This window comes from Streptomyces sp. G5(2025), assembly GCF_049542075.1.
GTDB lineage: Bacteria > Actinomycetota > Actinomycetes > Streptomycetales > Streptomycetaceae > Streptomyces.
Map to the genome: position 1 here is coordinate 1134933 of NZ_JBMUZT010000002.1, position 25448 is coordinate 1160380.

Genomic DNA, 25448 nt, shown 5'->3' on the forward strand with positions numbered 1-25448 from the left:
TACCGTACATATCCATAACGCTTGTTGTGTGAATGGGGTCCTCATGTTCTCCCTCCCGCTGCGGGACGGCGCCCACCTGCGCCCCCTTGAGACGTGGCACGCCGAGGAGTTCGCCGCCCACCTCGACCGGGCGCGTGAGCACATCCGGCCCTGGGTGGGCGCCGCGTTCGTCACCGACGATCTCGACGGCGCCCGCGCCACCCTGCGCCGGTACGCGGAGCGGCAGGCCGCGGACGGCGCGCGCCTCTACGGCATATGGCTCGACGGCACGCTGGTCGGCGGCGTCATGTTCGTAGCCTTCGACGCGGCGGCGGGCACCTGCGAGGTCGGCTGCTGGCTGGAGCCGGGCGCCGAGGGCCGCGGCCTGATCACCGCGGCGTGCCGCACCGTACTGGACTGGGCGTTCACCACCCGGGGCATGCACCGCGCCGAGTGGCACTGCCGCGCCGACAACGCCCGCAGCGCGGCGGTGGCCAAGCGGCTCGGCATGACCCTCGAAGGGGTCCAGCGCGCATGCTGGCCCTACGCCGGCACCCGCCACGACAAGCAGAACTGGGCGGTCCTTGCCGGGGAGTGGCGGGCCGGCGGCATGGCCGCGTAAGGAGCGGCCACGAGAAGCCACGGCCGGCGGGCGCCGTTGAAGCCTGACGGACGCTGACAGGCCGGCTCGCCGAGGATGCGCCCACCGCTTACGCCCGTGCGGCGCACGATGCCCACGGACGCACCGCCGACCTGAGACGCGGCCGGGCCGGTCTCCAGGACGAGCCCGCGTTCCATGCCGGGGCTGTCCGTTCGGGTTCAGACCAGGTACTGACAAGTGGAGCGCGGCGTGTACACGCCATGCCCCGCCCGGCCCACGAAGCGGCGGTCTTCGATGACCCGTTCGCCGCGGGAGAAGACGGTGTCGACGCGTCCGGTGACCCGTTTGCCCTCGTACGCGGAGTAGTCGACGTTCATGTGGTGGGTGTCGGCGGAGATGACCTGCTCGGCGTGCGGGTCGTAGATCACGATGTCGGCGTCGGAGCCGGGGGCGATCGTGCCCTTCTTCGGGTAGAGGCCGAACATCCGGGCCGGCGTGGCGCAGGCGATCTCGATCCAGCGGCGGCGGCTGATGTGCCCGTCCACGACGGCCTGGTGCAGCAGGTCCATGCGGTTCTCCACGCCCGGAAGGCCGTTGGGGATCTTCGAGAAGTCGCCGCGGCCCAGCTCCTTCTGGCCGGTGAAGCAGAACGGGCAGTGGTCGGTGGAGACGACCTGGAGGTCGTTGGTGCGCAGGCCACGCCAGAGGGCCGCCTGGTGCTCGCGCGGCCTCAGCGGCGTACTGCACACGTATTTGGCGCCCTCGAAGTCCGGCTCGGCGAGGTTGTCGGTGGACAGGAAGAGGTACTGGGGGCAGGTCTCGCCGAAGACGTTCAGGCCCTTGTCGCGGGCGGCGGTGAGTTCGGCGACGGCCTCCTCGGCCGACACGTGGACGACGTACAGCGGGGCGTCGGCGACCCGGGCGAGCTGGATCGCGCGGTGGGTCGCCTCCGCCTCCAGCAGCGCCTTGCGGACCTCGCCGTGGTAGCGGGGATCGGTCTCACCACGGGCCAGGGCCTGTTCGACGAGGACGTCGATGGCGATGCCGTTCTCGGCGTGCATCATGATCAGCCCGCCGTTGGCCGACGCGCGCTGCATGGCGCGCAGGATCTGCCCGTCGTCGCTGTAGAAGACGCCGGGGTAGGCCATGAAGAGCTTGAAGGAGGTCACACCCTCCTCCACCAGCAGGTCCATCTCCTTGAGCGTCCGCTCGTTCACATCGGAGACGATCATGTGGAAGGCGTAGTCGATCGCGCACTGCCCGTCCGCCTTCGCGTAGTACGCGTCGAGCCCCCCACGCAGGGAGTGCCCCACGCCCTGCACCGCGAAGTCGACGATGGTGGTGGTGCCGCCCCAGGCCGCGGCCCGGGTCCCGGTCTCGAAGGTGTCGGCCGAGAAGGTGCCGCCGAACGGGAACTCCATGTGCGTATGGGCGTCGACGCCGCCCGGGATCACGTACTTGCCGGTGGCGTCGACGACGTGCTCGGCGGTCCACGCGCCCGCCGCGGCGGTGCCGCTCGCGGCGAGCGCGGCGATCCTGCCGTCCTCGATCAGCACGTCGGCGTGGATCTCCTCCGCGGCGGTGACGACGAGACCGCCGCGGATCAGGGTGCGGGTACTCATGTGGTGCGCTCCCTCTTCTGCACGGGGGCGGGCAGGGCCGAACTAGGCGCTCCGCAGGGCCCGTTCGAGGATTGCGGCGCCCTCTTCCGCCTCCGCGACGGTCAGCGACAGGGGCGGGGCGACGCGCAGGACGCTGGTGCTGTGGCCGCCCCCCTTGCCGATGAGCAGGCCGCCCTCGCGGGCCGCTTCGAGCACGGCGGCTGCCGCCGGCTGGTTGGGCTCGTCGGTGCCGGGCTCGACCAGTTCGATGCCGATCATCAGGCCGCGCCCTCGCACCTCGCGTACGACGGGCAGCTGGGCGCAGATCGCCCGCAGCCGCTCGATGAGCAGGCCCCCGACGCGCCGGGCGTTGCCCTGGAGATCGTGCTCCAGGAGGTACGTGAGGTTGGCGAGGCCCGCCGCCATGGTGACCGGTGAACCGCCGAACGTCGAGATGGAGTTGGCGTCCAGGGAGTTCATCACCTCGGCGCGGGCGACGACACCGCCGATCGACATGCCGTTGCCGATCCCCTTGGCGAAGGTCAGGATGTCCGGCGGGCCGCTGCGGGCGTGGGCCTGCCAGCCCCAGAAGTGCTCGCCGGTGCGGCCCCAGCCGGTCTGCACCTCGTCGGTAATCCACAGGATGCCGTGCTCGGCCAGGACCTCACGGAATGCGGCGTACAGCCCGTCGGGCGGCGAGGTGAAGCCGCCGACGCCCTGGATCGGCTCGGCGATCAGCGCCGCCACTCCCCCGCGGGCCTGCCCGAGCATGTCCCGCAGGTCCGCCACGCAGGCCGCGGTGAACTCGGCGTCGCTCAGCCCGGCGTACGGGCCGCGGCCGCGGACGCCCCCGTGCACGTACAGCGTCTGGAGCGGCGAGAGGCTGGTGGGCGACCACGACTGGTTGCCGGTGATGCCGACGGACGAGAAGGAACGGCCGTGGTAGCTGTTGCGCATCGCCAGGATCTGGTTGGAGCGACGGTGCGCGGTCGCGAGCAGCAGCGCCGCGTCGTTGGCCTCCGTGCCGGAGGTCGTGAAGAAGACGCGGGCGTCGGGGATGCCCGACAACGCCGCGACGCGCTCGGCGAGTTCGACCATCGGGCGGTTGAGGTAGAGCGTCGAGGAGTGGATGATCCGGCTCGCCTGCTCGCTCACCGCCTTGGTGACCTCGGGCAGGGCGTGCGCCGTCATGGTGGTCAGGATGCCGCCGAAGAAGTCGAGGTACTTCCTGCCGTCGGCGCCCCAGACGTGCCGGCCCTCGCCGTGCGTCAGCTCGATGGGCTGGTGGTAGTAGAGCGCGAGCCACTCGGGCATGACCGCCCTGTGGCGGTCGTACAGATCGGTCACGGCTGCACCAGCCCTTCGTAGGCGTCGGGGCGTCGGTCACGGTAGAACGCCCACTGTTGACGTACTTCCTCGATGAGTCCCAAGTCGAGGTCCCGCACGAGGAGTTCCTCCGTCTTGTCGCTCGCGGTCCCGCCGACGAACTGGCCGCGCGGGTCGACGAAGTACGACGTTCCGTAGAAGTCGTTGTCGCCGTACTCCTCCTGGCCCACGCGGTTGATAGCGGCGACGAAGTACTCGTTGGCGACGGCCGCCGCGGGCTGCTCCAGCTGCCAGAGGTGGGAGGAGAGACCGCGGTGGGTGGCGGAGGGGTTGTAGACGATCTGGGCGCCGTTCAAGCCGAGTTGGCGCCAGCCCTCCGGGAAGTGGCGGTCGTAGCAGATGTATACGCCGACCCTGCCGACGGCGGTGTCGAAGACCGGCCAGCCCAGATTCCCCGGCTTGAAGTAGTACTTCTCCCAGAAGCCCTTGACCTGGGGGATGTGGTGCTTGCGGTACTTGCCGAGGTAGCCGCCGTCGGCGTCGATCACGGCCGCGGTGTTGTAGTAGAACCCGGACTGCTCGACCTCGAAGACCGGGACGACGATCACCATGCCGGTCTCGCGGGCGAGCGCCCGCATGCGGGTGACGGTGGGGCCGTCCGGCACGGGCTCGGCCCAGCGGTAGTGCTCGGGCTCTTGGACCTGGCAGAAGTAGGGGGCGTTGAAGACCTCTTGGAACCCGATGATCTTCGCGCCCCGCCGGGCCGCCTCACGGGCGTGTTCCTCATGCTTGGCGATCATGGATTCGGTGTCGCCGGTCCAGGTCGCCTGGACCAGTGCGGCGCGTACGACGTTGGCCATGAGCTGCTCCTTCACTGCCCTGGGGAGGACAGCCCTTGAGGGGACGTTTGAGGGGACGCCAGAGAGCCTCTACGCCCGTAGATCCGGTGCGTGGATTAGGAGAACGTAAGCCTGTGCCGACGGGGTGAGCAAGACCATCGTCGTCAACCGGCGGAGTCGATCATGTTTCGCACCCGAGCGGGCGAGAAGTGGGCGGCTCGTCGCGTGGCCGGGGTGGCGGTGGGGTGCGGTCTGTTACGGCGGTCTGTTACGGCGGTCTGTTACGTGGTGAAGCCCGCCACGCGCAGGGCGTGCACCAAGTCCCAGTGGTGTTCCTCCGAGACCGACCTGGCCGTGTCCAGGAGCAGCGGGACGAGGCGGTGCGGGTCGGTGTGCGCGCAGCGTGCCGCGTCCTCGGGGGTGCGGACGCGCAGGTAGGAGTCGAGGAGCGCGCGGGCCTCCCGCTCCCGGCCCGCGTCGATCAGCGCGAGGAGCGCCTCGGCGATCTCCGGCGCCGGGCGCGCGACGCCCTGCCGCAGCAGCTTCCGGCAGTCGTCGGCGCGGCCGGCGCCCGCGAGCGCGTCCGCGAGGGCGACCAGGCGGTCGGGGGCAGCGAGGCGGCCTCCCACAGGAGGGTGGACCAGTCCGCGGCCAGGCCCGCGCGGTGCAGTTCCGCGGCGAGCGGCGGGAGGTGGGGGGCGGGCCAGGCCGCGGCCTCCACCAGTACGGCGTGGGCCTCGCCGGTGCGGCCCTCGCGGCGGAGGTGGAGCAGGGCCTGGACGGTTTGGGTGGTGGGGTCGGGGGTGGGGTCGGGGTCGGGGGTGGGAGTGTGGTCGGTGGTGCGGGTGTGGGTGGGCGTGTGGTCGGGGGCGGGGGCTGCGGGTGCTGGTGGTTCGGGGGGCGCCGGTGCGTAGCGGGCGCCGCGGGGGGTCGCGGGGGTGGGTGTGGGGGCGTGGGTGTGGGTGTGGGTGTGGGCCTGGGTGTCGGCCTGGGTCTGGGGCGCGTTCGTGTTCGCGTCCGTGTTCGACAGGCCTGCGTAGCGTGCTCCGCGGGGGCGGCGAGGCTGTTCCGGGACGCGGGCAGGGAGGGACGTGTCCTCGGCGGGCGGCAGGCCGAAGGCGTGGGACAGGCGGGCCAGCCGCTCCTGGAGTTCCGCGCACCGGGCGGTCGCCCGTTCGTGGTCGTCACGCACCCACGCGAGGTCGAGGTTGATGCGGTCCGCCTCGACGGGGGTGGCGGCCTCGGACAGCCGGCGGCTCAGGTCCGCCTGCCGGTCCAGGGCGATCCGCCGCTCCGTGAGCATCATGTCGAGCCGCTCCCCCAGCAGCTCGCGGGCGCCGGGGCGGGCGTCGTACGCGGTGAGTGACGCGCGGTGCAGCGTGCGGGCCCTGCGTGTCTCGCGCTCGGCTTCGGGGATGCCTCGGTCGGCCGCCAGGTCGTGGAGCAGGGCTTGCACCACATCCCAGGGCGGGACCTCCACGCCGTCCAGGCAGGCGCGCATGCCGTCCGGGTCGCGTTGCCAGAACACGCCGCACCAGCCGGTGGCCTGGTCCAGGCATCCCAGCAGTTCTCTCAAGTACCTTGCGAACTCCCCTACTTGGTCCGGGAGTTGTCCCACTGCCATCCGACCAGCACCGCCCCGTGGAGACTGGAGTCTTCCGGTCCGGAAGATAACACCAGATGTGTTACGGGACGACTACACGCAGTTTTCCGGTGGGTTCGGGGCGGGGCGCCCGGGGTTCGTCTGTGGGGCGGGGACGTGGGGGTATGTCCGTGCTCGCTATCTTGGCGCCGGCCCGCGGTTGCTCATCGGCTGGGCATGACCACCACTGTGCTCCGCGCGCACATACCCCCACGTCCCCTCGGGCCGTCTGGCGCCTGCGGCCCGTCGTCGGCCCATGCAGCCCTTGGGCCGTCTGGCTCTGCGGCCCGTCGTCGGCCCATGCAGCCCTTGGGCCGCCTGACGCTGCGGCCCGCCGTCGGCTCGCGCATCCCCTCGGGCGCACACCCGCGGGCGCGGCCCGCCGTCGACCCATGCACCCCCTCGGGCCCACACCCTCGGGCGCGGCCCGCCGTCGGCCCATGCGTCCCCTCGGGCGCACACCCGCGGGCGCGGCCCGCCGTCGGCTCATGCCCTCGCGGGCGCGCGAGGGGCTGCGGGCGGCATTCCACCCCTACCTCGACGCCGAGTTGCCCCCCACCCGCCACCACCTCGACGCCGGATAACGGGCACCCCGGCCCGTCCCTACCTCGGCATCTCGACGCCGAGTATCGGGCGGGTGGGTGGGAGACATCCGGCGCGGAGCGGCGGGACAGGGGATACCGCCGAGCCCCAAGGCCCCGTCACGCCGGCGCCAGCTCACAGCGGAGGACGATCTCGTCCAAGGAGAGGTGCAGGACGGACGCCAACGCCGCCACCGTGAAGAGCGCCGGCGTCGGCGCCCGCCCCGTCTCGATCTTCCGGAGGGTCTCCGCGGAGAGCCCCGCCTCCGCGGCCACCGAGACCATGCTCCGCTCCCCCCGCGCCTCCCGCAGCAACTGCCCGAGCCGCTCGCCGCGCTCACGCTCTTCTGGGGTCAAGGGAGTACGAACCATGCGGCCATCGTACGACGCCCATTTAAATACCGGTATAGTAATGGGCATGGTGGAACTCAAGACAGACCGATCGATCGACGCGATGCGTGAGGCCGGCCGCGTCGTGGCACAGGCGCTCACCGCCGTACGTGAGTCCGCGGACGTCGGCGTATCGCTGCTCGACCTGGACGCGATCGCGCACGCCGTGCTCCGCGAGGCCGGCGCCTCCTCGCCCTTCCTCGGCTACCGGCCGGACTTCGCCCCGGTCCCCTTCCCCGCGGTCCTGTGCACCTCGGTGAACGACGCGATCGTGCACGGCGTCCCGACCTCCTACCGCCTGCGCGACGGCGACCTGGTCTCCATCGACTTCGGCGCCCAGCTCGGCGGCTGGGCCGGTGACTCCGCGGTCAGCTTCATCGTCGGCATCCCGCGCCCCGAGGACGTACGCCTCATCGAGACGGCGGAGCACGCCCTGGCGGCGGGCATCGAGGCGGCGGTCGTCGGCAACCGCATCGGCGACATCGCCCACGCCATCGGCACCGTCTGCCGCAAGGCGGGGTACGGCATCCCCGAGGGGTTCGGTGGGCATGGGATCGGGCGGCGCATGCACGAGGACCCTGGTGTGCCGAACGAGGGCCGCCCCGGCCGCGGCATGCCGCTGCGCCCCGGCATGGCGCTGGCCATCGAGCCAATGGTGATCGCGGGCGGCGGCGACGACTACCACCCCGCGCCGGACGGCTGGACACTGCGGACGAACGACGGGAGCCGCGCGGCCCACGCCGAGCACACCGTGGCGATCACACCGGACGGTCCCAGGATTCTCACGGCACTGTGACACCTCGGGGACACTCACTTACGTAGATCATTCGTACGATGCGTCGGTGAGACGAGAGATCATCGACTATGGGCAGTTCGCGGAGCGGCTGCGGGTGCATCAGCAGGGGCAGGCGCGCTGGGAGTTGCTGGACGCCGTCCAGCGCGAGTGGGGGTATGAGGACCCCGGCGGCGAGCCCGGGCACTCCCGGTGGGGCGGCGAGAACCAGAAGCACGGCATCGACTGGGAGCTGCCGGTCCCCGAGGCCCTCAACGAGTGGTGGGACTCGCCGCTCAACTCCTTCGCCTTCAAGCCCCGCCTGTACTGGGTGCACACCCAGTGGCCGCCGAAGATCTCCGAGCTCGAAGTCGCCTCCGAAAGCGGCCTGTTGGCGGGTGAGGGTGTTGATCGTCGTGTCTGTGTGTTCATGTCGGAGTATCACTACAGCCATGAGTGGGGTTACCTCGCGGCCGAGGCCGGACTGCCCAACCCTCGCGTCGTCGTCAGCGTCGGCGGCGCGTGGGTCGAGCAGAGCCGGTCTTTGTCCGAGTTCCTGATGCAGCTGGCCTTCGAGCGGATGCCCGCGCACTACGGCTGGACGCTGCGGGTCCGCCGGGCCGTCGTCGACGCCGACCCGCGGATCGTCGACCGGCTCCGTTCCTCGTACCGTGAACTGGGGCTCCTGCCCTGGCAGGAGATGGGCACCGACGCGCTCTCGTACGGCGCCCCGGACGCGGTCATACGGCACGGGCGCGGGCCCGGCGCCGACTTCAGGATCGTCATCAACGCCCGTACGCGCGACGCGCTCATCGCGGTCGCCGAGGCCCTGGGCGTCGACTGGTCCGGCGACAAGGCGATCCGCCCGCCGAGCGAGGTGCCCGCGCCCCTGGAGGACCTCGGGCCGGTCTCGTTGGAGGAGGGTGACGCCGACCCGCGGGGGCGCTGGGCGGTCGTCTCCCGCGGCCCCGCCTCTCCGCCCTCCGTGCCCGGCGCCGCCGCCACGCTCGTCGCCGAGCCCGGGGGCGTCAGGGCGGTGGCCGCCGACCAGGACGCGACGACCCTCGTGGCCGGCGACGCGGACGGCCACGTCCACGTCCTGGAGACCGACGACGAGCACCCCGAGACGATCACCCTGTCGCTGCACCGCGCCCCGGTGACCGCGCTCGCCTGCCTGAAGCTGGGCAGCGGCAAGCGTCTCGTACTGAGTGGCGACGAACACGGCGTGATCCGCTACTGGAGCACTCGCCGCAAGCCGCTGCGCGCCCCCTTCGCGCGCCGCCGCACACCCGTGCGCGCGCTGGCCACCGCTCAGCTGGAGACCGGGCCCGCGCTCGCCGCCGCGTGGGCCGACGGCCTGGTCCGCGTCTGGGACCTGGGCTCCGACGCGGTGGCCGCGCTGCGCCTGGGCACCGGCATCACGCACCTCGGCCTCGGTGCGGACTCCTCCCTGCGTGTCACCGACGCGGACGGGACCGCCGTGCTCCGGCTCGATCCCGCGAAGCTCTGGCCGCACCGCGATCTCCAGTTGCGCCTGGACGGTGTCGACTGGGGCTCACTGTGGACCTCCCGCGGCCCCGGCCGAATGATCCCCGACCTGATCGGCAAGGTCGCCTCTGACGACAAGAAGACCGCCATGGACGCGGTGCACGACCTGTACCGGCTGCTGGTCTCCAAGGAGGCGTCCTCGACGGCGGCTGTCCCGGCGATCCCGTTCCTCGTCGAGTTGATGCGGGACCCGGACAACCTCTCGCGGAGCACCCTGCTGCTGCTCATCGCGGACCTCGCCGACGTCCGCGAGGCCCGCGGCGGACGCGGCGACGCCCAGCTCGCCGCCGTCCGCGAGGCGCTGCCCGCCCTGCGGTACCTGCACGACGACCCGGAGTCCTCCATCCGCTGGGCCGCCAACGAACTGGAGCAGAACTGCGCGGCCTCACCCGCGTAGGGCGCGCCAAGGGGGCCTCACCTCAGCGAGGCCCCCGGGACGCGGCGGCTCACTCGGTGGGACGCACCACCATCGCCGAGCCGCCGCCCCTGCGCTCCTTCTCCGCCGCGGCCAGCCACTTGCCGCCCGGCAGCCGCTGGACGCCCGTCGCCGCGCCGATCTCCGGGTTCCGCTTGAAGGAGTGCCCGATCGACTCCAGGGAAGCCCGCAAGTCGCTGTCCCACAGGCCCGGTTCCAGCTCGGTCTGCGCGGCGTTGCGCTGACTCGCGCGCGGCGCGGCGATCGCCTCGACCAGCGGCAGGCCCCGGTCGAGGAAGCCGGTGAGGGTCTGCAGGACGGTCGTGATGATGGTGGCGCCGCCCGGCGAACCGAGCGCCACCACCGGCTTGCCGTGCTTCAGCACGATCGTCGGCGCGATCGAGGAGCGCGGGCGCTTGCCCGGGCCCGGCAGGTTCGGGTCGTGGACCGCCGGGTCGGCGGGCGCGAAGGAGAAGTCCGTCAGTTCGTTGTTGAGGAGGAAGCCCCGGCCGGGGACCGTGATGCCGCTGCCGCCCGTCGACTCGATGGTGAGGGTGTAGGCGACGACGTTGCCCCACTTGTCGGCCGCCGTGAGGTGCGTGGTGTTCTCGCCCTCGTACGTCGTCGGGGCCGCCTTGTCCCCCGATACGCACGCCCTGGGGTGGCGCGGGTCGCCCGGCGCGAGCGGACTCTTGAGTACCGCGTCGTCCTTGATCAGGCACTCCCGCGTGTCCGCGAACCGCTGCTTGAGGAGCTCCTTGGTCGGTACGTCCTCGAAGGCGGGGTCGCCGACCCAGCGGCCCCGGTCGGCGAACGCGATGCGGCTGGCCTCGATGTAGCGGTGCAGGTACTTCTTCTTGGAGGCCTTGGAGAGGTCGGTGCGCTCCAAGATGTTCAGCGCCTCGCCGACGGTGGTGCCGCCGGAGGACGAGGGCGCCATGGAGTAGACGTCGAGCCCGCGGTACGTCGTCCTCGTGGGCTTCTGGCGCTTGACGCCGTAGGACGCGAGGTCCTTCAGGGAGAGGTCACCGGGGCGGGCGACGCGGCCGGACGCCGGGTCGACGGGCGGCTTGTTGACGGTGCGTACGAAATCCTGGGCGAGCTTTCCGTGGTACAGCGCGCCTACGCCCTTGCGGCCCAGCTCGTCGTACGTACGGGCCAGGTCGGGGTTCTTGAAGGTGGAGCCGACCACGGGGAGCTTTCCGCCGGGCAGGAACAGCTTCGCCGAGGCGGGGAAGTCCCGGAACCGCTTCTCGTTCGACTCGGTCTGGGAGCGGAAGGTCTCATCGACCGTGAAGCCGTCGCGCGCGAGGCGTTCGGCGGGCTTCAGGAGCGTGCGGAGCTTTTTGCTGCCCCAGGCGTCGAGCGCCGACTGCCAGGTCGCGGGCGTCCCGGGGGTGCCGACGCCGAGGCCGCTGGTGACCGCGTCCGCGAAGGGGATCGGCTTGCCGTTCTCCAGGAAGAGCCCGGCGTCCGCGGTGCGCGGGGCCGTCTCACGGCCGTCGATGGTGCTGACCTTGCGGGTCTTGGCGTCGTAGTGGACGAAGTATCCGCCGCCGCCGACACCGGCCGAGTAGGGCTCGGTGACGCCGAGAGCGGCCGCGGTGGCGACGGCCGCGTCCACGGCGTTGCCGCCCTTGCGGAGCACCTCGATGCCCGCGGCGGAGGCGTCCGGGTCGACGCTGGCGACCGCGCCGCCGTACCCGACGGCGACCGGTACCTTCGCCGGGGCCGGCGGGGTGTGTTCCGCTGAGCGCGTAGGCGAAGGGGGCGCGGCGGCACCGACCGACACCAATACCCCTCCGACCGCCAATAGCGTCAGATTACGTGCGACAGCGTGACGCATTCGTACCTCCAGTCAACAGCCGTCCGCGCAGCGTAACTTCGCGGCCCCCGCCACGTCAGGACCCCCTCGAACGTGTCTTTGAGGTGCCGCTAGCATGCGCGCCCATGACTGAAGACGTGCGCAACCTCGTCCTCGGCCTGATCGCGGTCGGCCTCGGCGCCCTCCTTGGCTGGCTCGTCCGCGGCCGGCTGTGGAAGCGCGGGCTCCGCCGCAGGCAGGCGTTCTTCGGGCTGCCCGACAACTCCGAGTCCCTGCTCGTGGTCAACCGCGACGCGGGCGGCGGCGAACTGATGGTGGTGCGCCACGACGTGTTCGCGCTCCTGGAGCTCGCCGCGGTGATCAAGGAGTGCGGCGCGCACGCACAGATCGTCGCGCACGACGCGGCCCGGCAGAGCTTCGGCGAGCGCACGGAGTTCTGCGTGGGCAGCCCGGTGGTGAACCGTCGCATGGCGGCGCACATGCACTCGCTGCTCCCGGGCGTGCGAGTGAACGCCGAGCCGGAGCCGGGACCCGACCGCGGCGCGTTCCAGATCGGCGCCGAGCGCTACCGTCTGGAGGCGGGCCTCACGGAGTACGTGCTCCTCGCGCGGCTCACCGCCGGGCGGGGGCAGGAGGCGCGGCCCGTCTTCCTCTTCTGCGGCCAGCGCGCGGTCACCAGCCAGGCCGCCGCCCGTTACCTCGCCCGCCACCACGAGAAGCTCGCGCGCAAGCACGGCAACGACTCGTTCGTGCTGCTGCTGAAGGTCGTCAATTCGCAGGCGTACGGGCCGGACGTCGTCGAGCTCGTCGCGGACGTGACGCGTGCCGCCCAGACCCCGATACCGGCGGCGTCGTCCCGTGCCTCTCACCGCGCGAAGTGATCCCGGTGAGTGATCGCTCCCTTACGGTGGGCCCACACCGCCGGGTGCCTTCTGTGACCTAGCGGGCAATTTCCGGACATGAGGCAACCCGTCGGCCTCGTACGCCCTCTCTCCGTGCAGTCCACATTCGCACGGAGGTACGTTTCCTTGTCCCCGCAGAGCTCTTCGAGCCGTCGGCTCCCCCTTCGCACCCGCCACGCGGCGACCGCGGGAGTCGCGGTCCTTGCCGCCGCCCTGAGCGCCTGCTCGGGCGGCGGTGACGCGGCCGACGGCAAGGCCGCCGCCGAGAAGCCGAAGATCTCGGTGAACCTCACGGGGCAGCGGGCCAAGGCGGGCGGGCCGGTCACGGTGAAGCTGGCCGACGGCAAGCTGAAGCAGGTGACGGTCGCCGACGCCAAGGGCGCGAAGCTGCCCGGCAAGGTCTCGGCGAACGGCACCACCTGGACGTCGCAGCGCGTGGTGGCGCCCGGCACCGCGTACCAGGTCGAGGCGGTCAGCGACCAGGGTGGCAGCGCGAAGGCGTCCTTCAAGACGGCCGCGCCCGAGCAGGTCAACAAGGTGACGCTCGCCCCGGGCAAGAACACCACCGTCGGCGTCGCCCAGCCCTTGTCGATCACCTTCGACCACCCGGTGAGGAACAAGGCCGAGGTCGAGAAGCAGCTGAAGGTGACGACCTCGAACGGCACCACCGGTTCCTGGGGCTGGATCAAGAACTACGACGGTAAGGACCGCGTCGACTGGCGCCCCAAGGAGTACTGGAAGTCCGGCACGAAGGTGAAGCTGGACGCCCGGCTGAACGGCATCGACTCCGGTGGCGACGACTGGTTCGTGCGCGACTACGCGACCGGCTTCACCGTCGGCAAGAGCCAGGTCGTGAAGGTGAACCTGGACAGCAAGACGGCGACGCTGGTGCGCGACGGCAAGACCGTCAAGTCGCTCCCGATGTCGGCGGGCACGCCCGGTGGCGAGAAGGCCTCCTGGGGCGGCACGTCCGTCCTGATGTCGAAGGAGGGCACGATCAACATGCGCTCCGAGACCGTCGGCCTCTCGGGCAGCGACAGCTACAACAAGATGGTCGACTACTCGATGCGGCTGACCTGGTCGGGCATGTACGCGCACGCGGCGCCGTGGAACGTCTCATACTTCGGCAACACCAACCACAGCTCCGGCTGCGTCGGCATGAGCACCGGCGACGCGGGCTGGCTCTACCGCCAGGCACAGATAGGCGACCCCTTCGAGGTCACCGGCAGCGGCTCGAAGGGCGTGCCCGATGTGGGCAACGGCTACGGCGAGTGGAACCTCTCCTGGTCCGACTGGCAGGCCAAGAGCGCGCTGAGCTGATGGTACGTCCGTCAACAATCGTTACCGGGGCGTAACTTACCAACGGGTTACCCCCGGTAAAGCCCTGCGGTTACCGTCGGGTCACTTTGCACCGTCCGAGTGAGGAGTGACCCGTGGGACTGCCGCACCATGCCTTGCGTACGACCGCCGTGGGGACCGTATCGGCGGCCCTCGTCGCCGGTACCGCCCTCGGTCTCGCCCCTGCGGCACAGGCGACGCCTGAGACCGCGCCGCGGCCGGCGAGCGCCGCCGACGTACGCTTCGTCGACATCCCCGGCGACGGCGGCACGATCCTCAAGGCCAACGTCTTCACCCCCAAGGGCGCGCCGCCCGGGGCGAGATACCCCTCGATCGTGCTGCCCACCAGCTGGGCCATGCCCCAGATCGAGTACGTCGCCCAGGCCCAGAAGCTCGCGAACTCCGGCTACGTCGTGGTCAGTTACAACTCGCGCGGCTTCTGGCAGTCCGGCGGCGAGATAGAGACCGCGGGCCCGAAGGACATCGCCGACGCCTCCAAGGTCATCGACTGGACGCTGGCGAACACCCCGGCCGACCCGACGAAGGTCGGCATGGCGGGCGTCTCGTACGGCGCGGGCATCAGCCTGCTCACGGCCGGGCACGACAAGCGGATCAAGGCGGTGGCCGCCCTGAGCGGCTGGGCCGACCTGATCGACTCGATCTACAGCGGGCGCACCCAGCACGCCCAGGCCGCCGCCCTGCTCGGCGGCGCCGGCGCCCTCACGGGCCGCCCGAGCGCCGAACTCCAGCAGACGCTCAAGGACTTCCTCGCCTCCAACCTGGACAAGGAGGACGAGATGATCGCCTGGGGCGCCAAGCGCTCCCCCGCGAACCACCTCGACAAGATCAACGACAACGGCGCGGCCATCATGCTCGGCAACGCCTGGGGCGACACCCTCTTCCCGCCCAACCAGTACGCCGAGTTCTACGAGCGTCTGACCGGCCCCAAGCGCCTGGAGTTCCGCCCCGGCGACCACGCCACGGCGGAGGCGACCGGCCTGCTCGGGCTCCCCAACGACACCTGGACGTCCACCCAGCGCTGGTTCGACCACCACCTCAAGGGCGAGGCCAACGGCATCGACAAGGAGCAGCCTGTCCAGCTGAAGTCCCGCTCCACGGGCGGTTACGAGGGCTACCCGGACTGGAAGTCGGTCGGCCCCACCCGCAAGAAGATCGCCATGGCGGGGACCACCACGATCCGTACGAACGTCGACTCGGGCGCCAACGGCGGCATCGCGATCCTCTCCAACGCCCTGGAACAGTTCCTGAAGATCCCGCCGACGGCCTCGGTGCCGCTGCTGCCGCGCCGCTACACGGGCGTGTGGCAGTCGGAGCGGTACGCGTCGGCCCAGCGGGTGCGCGGGACGGCGAAGCTGCACACCACGCTCACCAGCACCGAGGAGAGCGGCACCCTCGTCGCGTACCTCTACGACGTGGGCCCGCTCGGCCTCGGCAAGCTGGTCAGCAACGCGCCGTACACCTTCCACGGCAAGACGCCCGGCAAGCCGTTCGGCGTGGACCTGGAGCTGTTCTCCACGGCCTACGACGTACCGGCGGGCCACCGACTCGCCCTGGTCGTCGACACGGTCGACCCGCTGTACATCGAGCACAACCCGTCCGGCGCGCAGCTGACCTTCTCCTCACCGCAGGCGGACCCGTCGTACGTGTCCGTCCCGCTGCGCGAGCAGTGATCTCCGGCTGCCGCCGGGAGGGCCTGCCTTCGCTACTGCACTCCCGGCAGCAGCGTCCCTGGTTCGGCCGGCGCGACTTCCGCGGCCTCCGTTTTGGGATTGCGCCGCTGACGCTTGGACACCCACTGGGCGAACCACGACAGCAACATGCACATCCCGATGTAGATCGGTGAGATCACCATGACCACGGGGATGAAGGGCAAATCGTAGTCGAGGTTCGACGCGATCAGCTTCCCGGCATGGAGGAACTCCTCGTAGGTGATCAGAAAGCCCAGTGAGGTGTCCTTCAGGGCCACCACCAACTGGCTGATGATGGCGGGCAGCATGGCGCGCAGGGCCTGGGGCACGAGGACGTAGCCCATGACCTGGGTCTTGCGCATCCCCAGGGCGTACGCGGCCTCTTTCTGGCCGCGCTCCATGGAGTTGACGCCGGAGCGGAAGACCTCGGCGAGCACCGAGCCGTTGTAGAGCGTGAGTCCGGCGACGAGTGCGGGCAGCGGCTGCACCTTCAGCGCCACGAAGACGAAGAAGATCATCACCAGGACGGGCATCGCGCGGAAGAACTCCACCAGGAGCGTGGCCACCCAGCGCACCGGCCGGTGGTCCGAGAGCCGTCCCATGGCGAGCACCCCGCCGAGCGCGAGCGCGAGGACCGCGGAGATCGCGAAGGCCTTGAGCGTGTTGCCGAGCCCCCGCAGGAGCAGTTCCTGGATGCCCTCGTACGCGAAGGGCGACCACTTGGTGGCGGTGAACTGGTCGGTGTCGAAGAGGAGGTAGAGGATCCAGGCGACGAGGGCGAGCACGGCCAGGGTGGAGAACATCCCGTAGACCCTGTGCCGCCGCACGGTCTTCGGCCCCGGGATGTCGTAGAGGGCGGTGGAGTCGTGGGTGAGGGCTTTCATCGGGCGACTCCCCAGCGCTTTTCGAGGATGTTGAAGATCGCGCTGATGGCGAGGGTGACGATGAGGTAGCCGAGGGCGATCCAGACGAAGGTCCAGATGATGTTGTAGCCCAGTTCGTTGAGTGTCTTGTACGTGCCGAGCAGTTCGGTGACGCTGAAGGCGCCCGCGATCGCGGAGTTCTTGGCGAGCGCGATGAGGTTGGAGCCGACGGGCGCGATGACGGACCGGAAGGCCTGCGGCAGGACCACCTTCGACAGGGTCTGCCCGAAGGACATGCCGAGGCTGCGGGCCGCCTCGCCCTGTCCCTTGGGCACGGTGTTGATGCCGGACCTGAGCGCCTCGCAGATGAAGGCCGAGGTGTAGCAGCCGAGGGCGACGACCGCGAACACCTTGAAGGGCAACACGAGCCCGAAGCGCGGCAGGCCCAGCAGCACGGCGAAGAAGAGCAGGGTGAGCGGGGTGTTGCGCAGGACCGTCACCCACACCGTGCCGAAGGCCCGGAAGGAGCCGACGGGCGCGACCCTGAACGAGGCCATGAGGAAGCCGAGCACGAGCGCGAGCAGCGAGGCGTAGACGGTGAGTTCGACGGTGCCGAGGAAGCCGTCGCCGAACGTGGAGAAGTTGTCGGTCAGTACGTTCATGACGCCTCCTCAGTTCGCCGGGTAGCGGTCGATGGCGGGTGGCTTCGGCGCCGGGACGCCGGAGAGCCCGAGGGTGGCGTCGTAGGCCTTCTTCCAGTCGCCGTTCTTCTCGCGGGCGGCGAGGGCGTCGTCGACGGCGAACCGCAGCGCGTTGTCGCCCCGGGGCACCCCGATCCCGTACGGCTCCTTCGAGAACGGCTTGCCGACCACCTTGAGTTCGTCGGGCACCTTGGCCGCGTAGCCGATCAGGATGGCGTCGTCGGTGGTGACGGCGTCGACCTGGTAGGTCAGCAGGTTGTCGACGCACACGGAGTACGTGTCGTACGCGACGAGGGTGGCCTTCGGGTAGTCCTCCTGGATGCGCTGGAAAGGGGTGGACCCCGCGGCCGAGCAGACGCGTTCGCCGTCCAGGTCCCGCGGGCCGTTGATGTCCTCCTCGTCGTGCCGTACGAGCAGGCCCTGGCCCGCCATGTAGTACGGGCCGCCGAAGCCGACGAGCTTCTTGCGGTTGTCGTTGATGGTGTAGGTGCCTACGTAGTAGTCGATCTGCCCGTTCTGGAGGGCGGTCTCGCGGTTGGCGGACGCGATGGTCTTGAACTCGATCCGCCGGGGGTCGAGGCCGAGGGAGGCCGAGATCATCTTGGCGATCTCGATGTCGAAGCCCGAGTAGGTGCCGGTCGCGGGGTCCTTCTCGCCGAGGTAGGGCTGGTCCTCCTTGGCCCCGACGATGAAGCGGCCGCGGCTCCTGGCCTTCCGCCAGGTCCCGGACTCGGGCAGCTGGAAGTTGGCCGCCACCCGGTACTTGGGGAGTTTCCCGGCCGCGGGGCCCTTGGTCGGCGGGCTGCCGTCCTTGCCGCAGGCGGTGGTGACGAGCGCGCACAGGACGAGGGCCGCCAGGAGCCTGGTGGTAGGCAGGGTGGGTCTGCCCATGGTGGCTCTACGCACGGCGGCTCTACGCACCGCGGCTCTACGCATGGTGGGTCTCTTCACGAGCACGTGGCCCCCGTCAGTGCTTGAGGATCTTGGAGAGGAAGTCCCGGGCGCGCTCGCTCTCCGGGTGGGTGAAGAAGGCCTCGGGGGCCCGGTCCTCGACGACGCGGCCATCCGACATGAAGACGACGCGGTTGGCGGCGGAGCGGGCGAAGCCCATCTCGTGGGTGACGACGACCATCGTCATGCCCTCGCGGGCGAGCTGCTGCATGACCTCAAGGACCTCGTTGATCATCTCGGGGTCGAGGGCCGAGGTCGGCTCGTCGAAGAGCAGCGCCTTGGGGTCCATGGCCAGGGCGCGGGCGATGGCCACGCGCTGCTGCTGGCCGCCGGAGAGCTGCGCGGGGTACTTCTCCGCCTGCGTGGCCAGGCCCACGCGCTCCAGGAGTTCACGGGAGCGGCGGTCCGCCTCGTCCTTCTTGCGGCCGCGGACCTTCACCTGTGCCAGTGAGACGTTCTGGAGAACGGTCTTGTGCGCGAAGAGGTTGAAGGACTGGAAGACCATGCCCACTTCGGCGCGGAGCCTGGCGAGTGCCTTGCCCTCGTCGGGCAGGGGCTGCCCGTCGAGTCGGATCTCTCCGGACTGGATGGTCTCCAGTCTGTTGATCGTCCGGCACAGTGTTGATTTCCCCGACCCCGAGGGGCCGATGACCACGACCACCTCCCCCTTGCCGACGGTGAGGTTGATGTCCTGGAGGACATGCAGCTCCCCGTAGTACTTGTTCACATCACGCAGCTCGATCAAAGGATCGACGGCCATGGCAAGACCTGCCCACTCTCAGCTGTGTACGTCCGCGCAAACTATCCACGTGAAAACGGGACCTACTGGACGACACGCTCGCGGGGGCATTAACCGTATTTGAGGCAATCGCGGTTACGTTTCCGCAGCCCCGCCCGTTACGTTTCCGAGGCCTCGGCGTAGATCTGCGACAGCTCGGGGGCTCCGTGCACCGCCCAGTCGAGCCCCGCCTGGACGACCGGGATGTCCCGCCCGGAACGGAGCCGTACGACGGGGCTGCCGCCGCGCCACACGTGCCAGGTGGCGCCCGGCACGGTCCGCACGACGATCGTGCCCAGGTACAGCCCCGCGTCGTTGCCGAGCCACGGCAACAGCTCCGGGTCGTCGCGCCAGCGCGGCAGGAGCTGGTCGAGGGCGGTCAATGACGCCGGGGTGTCGTCCAGTTCGAGCCCCGCCGCGGCCGCCTGGGACCGCAGCAGCTCGCATTCGGAGAGGAGCTCGGCCACGCCCTGCGGGTCCTCCCGGAAGGCCGTCGCGAGCCCCTCACCGGCCGCGTCCGCCGCGGAGTGCCGTCGGCGCCATTTGTCGAGGAACGGAATGTTCATGGTCGGCCTCTCCGTCGATGGCACCCGCGGGAGAACGCGCCGGAACGCGCATGTCCGTATGCCCCGAATGTACCGTGCATGCACGGGACAGGACCGGTCGCTGCGGCCATCAGGACGACCCGGGGCCCCGCGCCCTGTGACCCCGCCCCGGGCGCCTGACCGTCCAGGTGCGTTCGCGCCGTGTTCACGTGCGACACATTGACGCGCCTCTGACACCTCCTTAGTTTCATGGCGCGTCTGTCATCACGCGGGAGGGGACTGTCGTGCGCCGACGAATCCGGGGGGCGGCCGTCGCGCTCTGCCTCTGCGCGGGCCTCGCCCCCGCGGTCTCCGCCGAGGCGGCCCCGCACGGCCCCCGGCCGCTCCCCCTGGAGCGGCTCTTCGACAACCGGGCGGTCAGCGACGACGCCCGGCCCGGCGCCGCGGACTTCGACGGGGCGGGCGGCTCCCTCTCGGCGCGGGACCTGCGGGCCGCGGGGTGGACTCCCGGACGCTCCCTCGGGGTTGACGGCGCGCGGCTGACCTGGCCGCGCACCGAGCCGGGTGAGCGGGACAACGTGCGGGCGAACGGCCAGTCGGTGCGGGTGCGCGGCCGTGGGGACGCCCTCGCGTTCCTGGTGGCGGGCACGGGCGGCGAGGCGAGCGGCACGGGGACGGTGCGCTACCGGGACGGCTCACGCGGCAGCTACCGGCTCACCGCACCGGACTGGCGTTCGGGTCCGTCGGCCACGAAGTCGGTCGCCCTGCCGCACGTCAACACCCCCGGCGGTCAGCGCGCCGAGAAGGCACGGCTGTACGTGGTGACGGTGCCGTTGGTCCGGGGGCGCGAGGTGGCGTCGGTGGCGCTGCCGCGGGACCCGGGCACCCCTGACCTGCACGTGTTCGCCCTGTCGGTGCGGGCGCGGGCCATGGGCTGGACCGGCAGCTGGTCGGCGTCGACCGCCGGGTACGCGGCGGTCGGGCCTTGGAGCGACCGCACGGTACGCCTCGTCGTGCACACCAGCGTGGGCGGGCCCCGGGTGCGCGTCCGGCTCGACAACACCTTCGCGGCGGCTCCGGTGCGCATCGGCGGCGCCACCGTGGCGGTGCAGGCGGCCGGGGCGGGGGCCGAGGGCGAGCCGCGGCGGCTGTCCTTCCGGGGCCGGGCCGGCACCGAGGTCCCGGCGGGCGCCCAGGCCTTCAGCGACCCCCTCGACTTCGCCGTGCCCGCCGACGCCAACCTGCTGGTGAGCTTCCATCTGCCGGGGCCCGTGGCGGCGGCGCCGGTGCACAGCCAGGCCATCCAGCGCTCGTACGTCAGCGATCCCGGCGACCACGCGGCGGACGGGTCCCCGGCGGCGTACACCTCGACGATCACGACGTGGCCGCTGCTCACCGGGGTCGACGTGGGCGGCGGGCCCGGCTCGGTGGTGCTGCTCGGCGATTCGATCACCGACGGGGTGAAGTCGACGCGGGACGCCAACCGCCGCTGGCCGAATGTCCTGGCGCGGCGCCTGCTGAGTCAGTCCGACGTGCCGCGCTACGGCGTCCTCAACCACGGCATCTCGGCGAACCGGGTGGTCACCGACCGCTACTCCGGTGACGGCGTCTCCACTGACACGGGCGGCGTGAGCGCCCTGCACCGCCTGGACCGCGACGTCCTCGCCCAGACGTCGGCGCGCACGGTGGTGGTCTTCGAGGGGATCAACGACGTGCGCTGGGGCACCTCCGCGGACCAGGTGATCGCGGGGCTGCGGGAGATCGCGGAGCGGGCACGGGCCCGCGGCCTGCGCGTCGTGGCGGCGACCATCGCGCCCTGCGAGGGCGAGTCGCTGTGCACGGCGGCGGCGAACGCCCGGCGGGAGGCCGTCAACGCCTACCTCCGCCAGGGCGGCGACTTCGACGCCGTGCTCGACTTCGACGCGGTCCTGCGCGATCCCGCGCGCCCGGCGCGGATGCTGCCCGCCTACGACAGCGGGGACCATCTGCATCCGGGCGACGCGGGTCTCGCGGCGCTCGCGGACTCCGTGGACCTGCGGAAGCTGGTGCCCTGAGCCGGGCCGGGGACCTCAGAGCTCCAGGTCCACCACGACCGGGGCGTGGTCGGAGGCGCCCTTGCCCTTGCGCTCCTCGCGGTCCACGTAGGAGTCGGTGACGGCCTTCGCGAAGGGGTCGTTGCCGTACACGAGGTCGATGCGCATGCCCTTGTTCTTGGGGAAGCAGAGCTGGCGGTAGTCCCAGTAGGTGTACGGGTGGTCGTACTTCAGGGGGCGCGGCACGATGTCCGACAGGCCCGTGCCGCGCAGGTCGGCGAGGGCGGCGCGCTCGGCCGGGGTGACGTGCGTGGCGCCGACGAAGAGCGAGGGGTCCCAGACGTCGTCGTCGGTCGGCGCGACGTTGTAGTCGCCGAGGACGGCGAAGGGGCGCGAGCCCTTCGCGTCCCCGGCGACGGCGGCCTTCAGGGCCTCGAACCACTGGAGCTTGTACGCGTAGTGGGCGTGGTCGACCTCGCGGCCGTTGGGCACATACACCGACCAGAGGCGGACCGGGCCGCAGGTCGCGGAGATCGCGCGGGGCTCCTCCACGCCGTCGTAGGCGGGGTCGCCCGGCAGGCCCTTGACGACGTCTTCGAGGCCGACCCTGGAGATCAGCGCCACGCCGTTCCACCTGCCGGTCGCGTGCACCGCCGACTCGTAGCCCAGCTCGCTCAGCTCGGCGGCCGGGAAGCCCTCGGCCGTCGTCTTGGTCTCCTGGACGCACAGCACGTCCGTGCCGGTGCTCTCCAGCCAGGCCAGGAGCCTCGGGAGCCGAGCGGTGATCGAGTTCACGTTCCAGGTCGCAATGCGCATGCCTCACAACCTACCGGCCGCCACCGACAGTCAGAGTTCGGCCGTCTCCCCGGGGGTCAGCCGCAGGTGTTCGGCGCCGCCCAGGGCCCCGATCTGGCGGTCGTAGATCGGCCGGGCGAGGTCGGTCAGCAGGGCGTCGTGGATGTCGTAGGCGCGCTGCGGCTTGACCTCTCGTACGTACTCGATGATCTCGGAGATCTTGCTCCAGGGCGCCATGACCGGGAGCATCAGCGTCTCCACGGGCCGGTCGGGGACGGTCAGCGCGTCACCGGGGTGGAAGACCGAGCCGTCCACGAGGTAGCCGACGTTGGTGATGCGCGGGATGTCCGGGTGGATCACGGCGTGCAGCTCGCCGTGCACCTGCACGTCGAACCCGGCGGCGGTGAACGTGTCGCCGTGCCCGACGGTGTGCACGCGGCCGGGGAAGGCGGCCGAGATCTTGTCCGCGACCGCCTTCAGGGTCCAGATCTCGGTGCCGGGGCGGGCCTCCATGGCCGCGCGCAGATGTGCCTCGTCGAAATGGTCGGGGTGCTCGTGGGTGACGAGGATGGCGTCGACGCCGGCGGTGGCGTCGTCCTCGCTGAAGCCGCCCGGGTCGACGACGAGCGTGCGTCCGTCCTTTTCGAGACGCACGCACGCGTGGGACTTCTTCGTGAACGTCATGCGCTTCGCGCGCGTGGGAGCGTTGTCCGCGGGGGTCGTCATGCCAGTCATCCCCCCATCCTGCTACTCCGGCGGCGTGGTTTCCTCACGGATCACGGCCTGCGCGACCTTGAACGCGGAGTTGGCCGCGGGGACGCCGCAGTAGACGGCGGCCTGGAGCAGCACCTCCTTGATCTCGGCCGGGGTGAGGCCGTTGCGCAGCGCGGCGCGGGTGTGGAACGCCAGCTCGTCCAGGTGGCCGCCCGCGACGAGGGCGGTGAGGGTGACGCAGCTGCGGGAGCGGCGGTCCAGGCCGGGGCGGTTCCAGACCTCGCCCCAGGCGTAGCGGGTGATGAGCTCCTGGAAGTCGCCGGAGAAGTCGTCGGCCGAGGCCAGGGCGCGGTCCACGTGGGCGTCGCCGAGGACCTCGCGGCGGACCTTGAGCCCCGCCTCGTAGGGGTCGTTCCGGACGGCGCCGACGACCGCCTCGGGCTGCTCGGCGGCGGCGATCTCGGCCACGGCGGCGACCGGGGCTGGCGGAGTCATGGACTTCGGGGACAGGACGGGCTTGACGGGCGGCGGCGCGATCGCCGCGTGGCTCTCCTGCCAGGCGGTGGAGAAGTGGCGTACGAGAAGGTCGGTGACGGCGGCGGGCTGCTCGACGGGCGCGAGGTGCGAGGCGCCCGGCACGACGGCGAGCCGCGAGTCGGGAATGCCGGCGACGAGGGTGCGGGCCTCGCCCTGCCCCGTGACCTGGTCCTCGGAGCCGACGAGGACCAGCGTGGGTACGCCGATCCGGCCCAGCTCGGCGCGGACGTCGAAGGCGGCGAGGGCCTCGCAGGCCGCGATGTAGCACCCGGGGTCGGTGGTGCGCACCATCTGCACGGCCCAGTCGGTGATCGCGGGCTGCGCGGCGGCGAAGCCGGGCGTGAACCAGCGCTCGGGCGCGGAGCGGGCGATGGGGTCGAGGCCGTTGCTGCGTACGATCACCCCGCGCTGGCGGAACTCGTCGGCGGTGCCGAACCGCGGCGACGCGGCGATCAGGGCGAGCGAGGCGACCCGCTGCGGGTGCCGCAGCGCCAGCTCGATGCCGATGGCGCCGCCGAAGGCGCAGCCCGCGTACCCGAAGCGCTGCACGCCCAGCTCGTCGAGCGTGGCCAGCAGCCGCTCGGCGAGTTCCCCGACGGACCCGCACGGGTGTGCGGGCGCCCCGCCGTGTCCGGGCATGTCGAAGCGGAACACACGCCAGTGGCGGGTCAGTTCGGGTATCTGCCGGTCCCACATGTGCCATGTGGTACCGAGGGAGGCCCCCAGGATCAGGACCGGGGCCTCTTCTGGCCCGTCAAAGCGGTATTGCAGGGTGTTCGACGACGTCTCACTCACGCCCCAGACCCTCTCACGTCTCACCTCCAGCCCTACCGCCAGGGCCAGAAGGCGTGGGGAGACGCGGGCATGGACGCCATGGGGAGCGCTTCCACCGTCAAGGTGATCGGCAGCGAATCGACGATCCCGACTTCGCCGCAAGCTCAGCCGCCTGATCGGCGACCACGGCGTGGAGACCACGTCCACCTCGCGCTCGGAGCCCAGACCCTGTCGCACACCCCGCCCGCCACGGACGCCACCACCACTTTCGAGGCGCCCGGCGGCACCGTCACCTTCACCCTTGACCACGCCCTGCCCGCCACCCAGATCACCGGCCCGTCGTCCTGCGCCTGTGGGCATCGGCGACCAGCCCCGACATGGAGCTGTTCCCACCCTGCGGCAGCCGCGCGCCGACGGCACCGAACACCACGGCAGCAACCCCACCGGCAAACCCGGCCCCTGGCCCAGGGCTGGCTGCGCGCCTGCCACCGCTCCACCGACCCCGCCCGCAGCCTCCCCTACCGGCCCTGGCCCAGCCACAGCCGCGCAGTCCTGCGCGGCGCACCCCGATCGGGGTGCGCAGGGGCGTTTCGGCACGCGGCGGGCGCGCCGCCTCAGGCCACGGGCTGATCGGATGATGCGGCGGCACGGCGGTATTCGGCGTTGATGCGCTGAGCTTCTTCGAGTTGGTCTTCGAGGATGATGATGCGGCAGGCGGCTTCGATGGGGGTGCCCTGGTCGACGAGTTCGCGGGCGCGGGCGGCGATGCGCAGCTGGTAACGGGAGTAGCGACGGTGGCCGCCTTGGGAGCGCAGCGGGGTGATGAGTCGGTGTTCTCCGATGGCCCGGAGGAAACCCTGGGTGGTGCCTATCATTTCGGCGGCCCGGCCCATGGTGTAGGCGGGGTAGTCGTCGTCATCAAGCCGGTCGAACGAGTCGTCTGCTGTCATCGCACCTCTCTGTGGAACGCGTTGAGGGGCCCTGGTGCCGTACTGGCACCAGGGCCCCGAAGGAACTGCTACACCATCTGCCGACCCTGATCCTGCGTCGGCCTTCTGTTTCCGCGGACCCGGCCTGCGAGCTGCCGGGGTTGCGGGGATCGCGGATGCGTGACCGGAGACCACCTCACTATCGATGTCCTGCGGTACCCGGACTCAATGTTCTTCCGTCCGGGCGATCCTGATGGCGCCAGGCTCCTCCGTTCTTCCCTCTGAACTGAACCGCTTACTTACCTTGCGGGTACTGCTTACTGCTGTTACTGCGGTACTGCACTTTCTGAACTGCGATTG

23 protein-coding genes and 1 pseudogene are annotated in these 25448 nt (G+C 71.0%); 9 read left to right on the forward strand and 15 right to left on the reverse strand.

All coding sequences use genetic code 11. The features are described 5' to 3' along the window. The first annotated feature begins 43 nt into the window (after nt 1-43). Nucleotides 44-601, forward strand: a complete 558-nt coding sequence (locus ACOBQB_RS05440; RefSeq protein ID WP_423589204.1) for a GNAT family N-acetyltransferase — start codon at nt 44-46, stop codon at nt 599-601. Nucleotides 602-798: 197 nt separating this feature from the next. Here the strand turns inward: ACOBQB_RS05440 and hydA are convergent, their stop codons facing one another. The 4 genes from hydA to ACOBQB_RS05460 form a co-directional block, all read right to left on the reverse strand. Next, complete coding sequence (gene hydA, locus ACOBQB_RS05445) at nt 799-2202, reverse strand: dihydropyrimidinase (protein WP_423589206.1); 1404 nt, start codon at nt 2200-2202, stop codon at nt 799-801. A gap of 42 nt (nt 2203-2244) precedes the next feature. Next, nucleotides 2245-3528, reverse strand: coding sequence for an aspartate aminotransferase family protein (locus ACOBQB_RS05450; RefSeq protein ID WP_423589208.1), 1284 nt, complete (start codon nt 3526-3528; stop codon nt 2245-2247). Then, nucleotides 3525-4367: a nitrilase-related carbon-nitrogen hydrolase gene (locus tag ACOBQB_RS05455; RefSeq protein ID WP_423589210.1), complete on the reverse strand. Its 843-nt coding sequence runs from the start codon at nt 4365-4367 to the stop codon at nt 3525-3527. Before ACOBQB_RS05455 ends, ACOBQB_RS05450 begins: the two co-directional genes overlap by 4 nt. 460 nt (nt 4368-4827) lie before the next feature. Continuing rightward, entirely contained in the window at nt 4828-5922 is a 1095-nt protein-coding gene (locus ACOBQB_RS05460; protein ID WP_423589212.1) for a hypothetical protein, read from the reverse strand. A gap of 506 nt (nt 5923-6428) precedes the next feature. Between ACOBQB_RS05460 and ACOBQB_RS05465 the strand changes: the two genes are divergently transcribed. After that, nucleotides 6429-6572 (forward strand): hypothetical protein, encoded by a 144-nt coding sequence (locus tag ACOBQB_RS05465; protein WP_423589214.1) that lies wholly within the window; start codon nt 6429-6431, stop codon nt 6570-6572. Between the two features lie 117 nt (nt 6573-6689). On the opposite strand, the gene ACOBQB_RS05470 is transcribed toward ACOBQB_RS05465, so the two are convergent. Continuing rightward, on the reverse strand, nt 6690-6941 hold the full coding sequence (locus ACOBQB_RS05470; RefSeq protein ID WP_205035386.1) for a helix-turn-helix domain-containing protein: 252 nt from the start codon (nt 6939-6941) through the stop codon (nt 6690-6692). A gap of 46 nt (nt 6942-6987) precedes the next feature. Between ACOBQB_RS05470 and map the strand changes: the two genes are divergently transcribed. Beyond that, nucleotides 6988-7755, forward strand: coding sequence for a type I methionyl aminopeptidase (gene map / locus ACOBQB_RS05475; RefSeq protein WP_423590422.1), 768 nt, complete (start codon nt 6988-6990; stop codon nt 7753-7755). A gap of 46 nt (nt 7756-7801) precedes the next feature. After that, nucleotides 7802-9676 carry a hypothetical protein gene (locus ACOBQB_RS05480; protein WP_423589215.1) on the forward strand — a complete coding sequence of 625 codons (1875 nt, stop codon included), beginning with the start codon at nt 7802-7804 and terminating at the stop codon, nt 9674-9676. 49 nt (nt 9677-9725) lie between these two features. On the opposite strand, the gene ggt is transcribed toward ACOBQB_RS05480, so the two are convergent. Next, nucleotides 9726-11540, reverse strand: a complete 1815-nt coding sequence (gene ggt / locus ACOBQB_RS05485) for a gamma-glutamyltransferase (protein WP_423589216.1) — start codon at nt 11538-11540, stop codon at nt 9726-9728. 104 nt (nt 11541-11644) lie between these two features. Here ggt and ACOBQB_RS05490 point away from each other — a divergent pair, with 104 nt between their 5' ends. The 3 genes from ACOBQB_RS05490 (at nt 11645) to ACOBQB_RS05500 (ending at nt 15450) form a co-directional block, all read left to right on the forward strand. Then, nucleotides 11645-12400 (forward strand): hypothetical protein, encoded by a 756-nt coding sequence (locus ACOBQB_RS05490; protein ID WP_423589218.1) that lies wholly within the window; start codon nt 11645-11647, stop codon nt 12398-12400. Nucleotides 12401-12547: 147 nt separating this feature from the next. After that, the gene (locus ACOBQB_RS05495; RefSeq protein ID WP_423589219.1) at nt 12548-13741 is read left to right on the forward strand and encodes a L,D-transpeptidase; all 1194 of its coding nucleotides are present in this window, start codon (nt 12548-12550) and stop codon (nt 13739-13741) included. A 113-nt stretch (nt 13742-13854) separates the two neighbouring features. Next, entirely contained in the window at nt 13855-15450 is a 1596-nt protein-coding gene (locus tag ACOBQB_RS05500) for an alpha/beta fold hydrolase (protein ID WP_423589220.1), read from the forward strand. Nucleotides 15451-15482: 32 nt separating this feature from the next. Here ACOBQB_RS05500 and ACOBQB_RS05505 read toward each other — a convergent pair whose 3' ends face one another. From ACOBQB_RS05505 to ACOBQB_RS05525, 5 genes are all read right to left on the reverse strand, one after another. After that, entirely contained in the window at nt 15483-16352 is an 870-nt protein-coding gene (locus tag ACOBQB_RS05505; RefSeq protein ID WP_423589221.1) for an amino acid ABC transporter permease, read from the reverse strand. Further along, nucleotides 16349-16993 carry an amino acid ABC transporter permease gene (locus ACOBQB_RS05510; protein ID WP_423589223.1) on the reverse strand — a complete coding sequence of 215 codons (645 nt, stop codon included), beginning with the start codon at nt 16991-16993 and terminating at the stop codon, nt 16349-16351. The genes ACOBQB_RS05505 and ACOBQB_RS05510 overlap by 4 nt, the downstream gene beginning before the upstream one ends. Nucleotides 16994-17002: 9 nt before the next feature. Beyond that, nucleotides 17003-17923: a glutamate ABC transporter substrate-binding protein gene (locus tag ACOBQB_RS05515; RefSeq protein WP_423589225.1), complete on the reverse strand. Its 921-nt coding sequence runs from the start codon at nt 17921-17923 to the stop codon at nt 17003-17005. Nucleotides 17924-17999: 76 nt separating this feature from the next. Next, a complete protein-coding gene (locus tag ACOBQB_RS05520) occupies nt 18000-18743 on the reverse strand; it encodes an amino acid ABC transporter ATP-binding protein (protein ID WP_423589227.1) in 744 nt (247 codons plus the stop codon). Between the two features lie 137 nt (nt 18744-18880). Then, on the reverse strand, nt 18881-19327 hold the full coding sequence (locus ACOBQB_RS05525; protein WP_423589229.1) for a DUF6278 family protein: 447 nt from the start codon (nt 19325-19327) through the stop codon (nt 18881-18883). A 263-nt stretch (nt 19328-19590) separates the two neighbouring features. On the opposite strand from ACOBQB_RS05525, the gene ACOBQB_RS05530 reads away from it, so the two are divergent. Then, entirely contained in the window at nt 19591-21360 is a 1770-nt protein-coding gene (locus ACOBQB_RS05530; RefSeq protein ID WP_423589230.1) for a GDSL-type esterase/lipase family protein, read from the forward strand. Nucleotides 21361-21375: 15 nt separating this feature from the next. Here the strand turns inward: ACOBQB_RS05530 and ACOBQB_RS05535 are convergent, their stop codons facing one another. From ACOBQB_RS05535 to pcaC, 3 genes are all read right to left on the reverse strand, one after another. Further along, nucleotides 21376-22155: an exodeoxyribonuclease III gene (locus ACOBQB_RS05535; RefSeq protein ID WP_423589231.1), complete on the reverse strand. Its 780-nt coding sequence runs from the start codon at nt 22153-22155 to the stop codon at nt 21376-21378. A 30-nt stretch (nt 22156-22185) separates the two neighbouring features. Then, the gene (locus ACOBQB_RS05540) at nt 22186-22818 is read right to left on the reverse strand and encodes an MBL fold metallo-hydrolase (protein ID WP_423590423.1); all 633 of its coding nucleotides are present in this window, start codon (nt 22816-22818) and stop codon (nt 22186-22188) included. Between the two features lie 63 nt (nt 22819-22881). After that, the gene (gene pcaC, locus ACOBQB_RS05545) at nt 22882-24180 is read right to left on the reverse strand and encodes a 4-carboxymuconolactone decarboxylase (RefSeq protein ID WP_423589232.1); all 1299 of its coding nucleotides are present in this window, start codon (nt 24178-24180) and stop codon (nt 22882-22884) included. Nucleotides 24181-24204: 24 nt separating this feature from the next. On the opposite strand from pcaC, the pseudogene ACOBQB_RS05550 reads away from it, so the two are divergent. After that, nucleotides 24205-24379: pseudogene (locus ACOBQB_RS05550) on the forward strand (TraM recognition domain-containing protein); the annotation flags it as partial. Nucleotides 24380-24773: 394 nt separating this feature from the next. Here ACOBQB_RS05550 and ACOBQB_RS05555 read toward each other — a convergent pair. Next, nucleotides 24774-25109 (reverse strand): MerR family transcriptional regulator, encoded by a 336-nt coding sequence (locus tag ACOBQB_RS05555; protein WP_423589233.1) that lies wholly within the window; start codon nt 25107-25109, stop codon nt 24774-24776. Between the last annotated feature and the right edge of the window lie 339 nt (nt 25110-25448).

What these genes read in the sequence shown, in the direction of transcription:
- ACOBQB_RS05440 (WP_423589204.1), top strand. Translation starts at nt 44, where the DNA reads ATGTTCTCCCTCCCGCTGCGGGACGGCGCCCACCTGCGCCCCCTTGAG.
- hydA (WP_423589206.1), bottom strand. Translation starts at nt 2,202, where the DNA reads ATGAGTACCCGCACCCTGATCCGCGGCGGTCTCGTCGTCACCGCCGCG.
- ACOBQB_RS05455 (WP_423589210.1), bottom strand. Translation starts at nt 4,367, where the DNA reads ATGGCCAACGTCGTACGCGCCGCACTGGTCCAGGCGACCTGGACCGGC.
- ACOBQB_RS05465 (WP_423589214.1), top strand. Translation starts at nt 6,429, where the DNA reads ATGCGTCCCCTCGGGCGCACACCCGCGGGCGCGGCCCGCCGTCGGCTC.
- ACOBQB_RS05470 (WP_205035386.1), bottom strand. Translation starts at nt 6,941, where the DNA reads ATGGTTCGTACTCCCTTGACCCCAGAAGAGCGTGAGCGCGGCGAGCGG.
- map (WP_423590422.1), top strand. Translation starts at nt 6,988, where the DNA reads ATGGTGGAACTCAAGACAGACCGATCGATCGACGCGATGCGTGAGGCC.
- ggt (WP_423589216.1), bottom strand. Translation starts at nt 11,540, where the DNA reads ATGCGTCACGCTGTCGCACGTAATCTGACGCTATTGGCGGTCGGAGGG.
- ACOBQB_RS05490 (WP_423589218.1), top strand. Translation starts at nt 11,645, where the DNA reads ATGACTGAAGACGTGCGCAACCTCGTCCTCGGCCTGATCGCGGTCGGC.
- ACOBQB_RS05505 (WP_423589221.1), bottom strand. Translation starts at nt 16,352, where the DNA reads ATGAAAGCCCTCACCCACGACTCCACCGCCCTCTACGACATCCCGGGG.
- ACOBQB_RS05510 (WP_423589223.1), bottom strand. Translation starts at nt 16,993, where the DNA reads ATGAACGTACTGACCGACAACTTCTCCACGTTCGGCGACGGCTTCCTC.
- ACOBQB_RS05515 (WP_423589225.1), bottom strand. Translation starts at nt 17,923, where the DNA reads ATGGGCAGACCCACCCTGCCTACCACCAGGCTCCTGGCGGCCCTCGTC.
- ACOBQB_RS05520 (WP_423589227.1), bottom strand. Translation starts at nt 18,743, where the DNA reads ATGGCCGTCGATCCTTTGATCGAGCTGCGTGATGTGAACAAGTACTAC.
- ACOBQB_RS05525 (WP_423589229.1), bottom strand. Translation starts at nt 19,327, where the DNA reads ATGAACATTCCGTTCCTCGACAAATGGCGCCGACGGCACTCCGCGGCG.
- ACOBQB_RS05535 (WP_423589231.1), bottom strand. Translation starts at nt 22,155, where the DNA reads ATGCGCATTGCGACCTGGAACGTGAACTCGATCACCGCTCGGCTCCCG.
- ACOBQB_RS05540 (WP_423590423.1), bottom strand. Translation starts at nt 22,818, where the DNA reads ATGACGTTCACGAAGAAGTCCCACGCGTGCGTGCGTCTCGAAAAGGAC.
- ACOBQB_RS05555 (WP_423589233.1), bottom strand. Translation starts at nt 25,109, where the DNA reads ATGACAGCAGACGACTCGTTCGACCGGCTTGATGACGACGACTACCCC.